Source organism: Oleiphilus sp. HI0066, from assembly GCF_001635725.1.
Genome location: NZ_LWFH01001351.1, coordinates 1 through 911, shown reverse-complemented (window position 1 = coordinate 911; position 911 = coordinate 1). Strand labels below are relative to the sequence as shown.

Below are 911 nucleotides of genomic sequence, written 5' to 3'. Positions count from 1 at the left end.
CTGAATCTTTAAGCGCTTGAGACAAAGAATCGCTAACCTTAACTTGTCCGTTAACGCTGTTCGTTGTGTGCATAGGAGGAACGCGAACAATATCACCGAGCTGTAGCTTCGTTTCTGGCTTACATCTTTTTTTATTTATGCGCACATCACCTTTACGAATCACGCGATAAATTTTTGACTTCGGCACACCCTTGCACGCACTCAATAAAAAATTGTCGATCCGCTGAGTTTCGTTCTTCTCAGTAATGGTGACTAATTGCACACCATGCCCCAAAGGCTTCTTTTGTCCTTCAGGTTTTTGAGCTTTTACTTTTTGATCTGCCACCTACACCTCTAAGTCGTTGCCCGACCTACCAATTACTGCTATATTCGCTTCCGCGTCGGCCCCTTTTAAATCCAAAGGTGCTTGAAACGACATTTTCGTTTCCGCAATCATACAGCTTTAGCCCCGTAAAATACGCACATTCTTCACTAGAATCTGCAGGAAAAAAGAGTATAGCCGCTTTGCACTTGTTGCAAAAAAACAGCAATGAGAAAAGCGTTGGCAAAGTTGAATGATGGTGATGCATTGGTAATACATATCGTTCGAAGCCTTGAAGCCTGCCTATCGCATAGCGCTCACTGTGCTCACGGTATGAAAAGAGAAACACCCAAAGGAACATTTGTTTTTACGCAGTTTGCAAAACAAATGATTGGATAAATACGCTGTACAGCGTAGCGCAAAAGATCTTTAGATGATGCTTAAAGAGGCCTTCGTAAGCCATTCAAAGCATGATCACGACACAGGCCGACACCGTGAGTTCACAAGACTTGCGTTGTAAAGAGACCATAAGACCTGCTGTTTACAATGAGATGTTAGTTCAACAGAGCAGCTATAAAACCTGGAGTTTAGTGTTTGCATGCTCGTTTTA

General features: G+C 42.7%; 2 protein-coding genes. One reads left to right on the top strand and one right to left on the bottom strand.

All coding sequences use genetic code 11. The features are described 5' to 3' along the window. A partial coding sequence (locus A3738_RS20315; RefSeq protein ID WP_255376188.1) for a S4 domain-containing protein occupies positions 1 to 325 on the bottom strand: 325 nt, incomplete at its 3' end. A 216-nt stretch (positions 326 to 541) separates the two neighbouring features. On the opposite strand from A3738_RS20315, the gene A3738_RS30070 reads away from it, so the two are divergent. Next, on the top strand, positions 542 to 700 hold the full coding sequence (locus tag A3738_RS30070; protein ID WP_156502214.1) for a hypothetical protein: 159 nt from the start codon (positions 542 to 544) through the stop codon (positions 698 to 700). Positions 701 to 911: the final 211 nt, after the last annotated feature.